The 315-nt window shown below is 30.5% G+C and carries 1 pseudogene; it reads left to right on the plus strand.

From position 1 onward, the window contains the following. Nucleotides 1–70: 70 nt before the first annotated feature. Nucleotides 71–315 (plus strand): annotated as a pseudogene (locus tag J8281_RS19430) (histidine kinase); the annotation flags it as partial.

Raw genomic sequence — 315 nt, forward strand, 5'->3', positions numbered from 1 at the left:
TAATGCCGCAAAAGATAAATTGTTTTCCATTGTAAGTCACGATTTAAGATCCTCGGTAAATGCTTTAAAAATGAGTAATACTAAGTTGCTAGATAATATTGAAACCAAAGACCTCAATACTATTAAAGGAGCTCTGCAAAACAATAGTAGTATTGTAAACGGTGCCTATAACTTGTTAGATAATTTATTGCATTGGGCACTATTGCAAACTAAACAATCCTATTTCCATATTGAACCATTACGCTTGTTTTTTATAGTAGAGCAAGTAGCATATAATTACAAAGCTATAATGGAAGATAAAGGTATTGATTTTTC

Origin of the sequence: Aquimarina sp. U1-2 (genome assembly GCF_017897595.1) — a bacterium.
Taxonomy (GTDB): Bacteria; Bacteroidota; Bacteroidia; order Flavobacteriales; family Flavobacteriaceae; genus Aquimarina.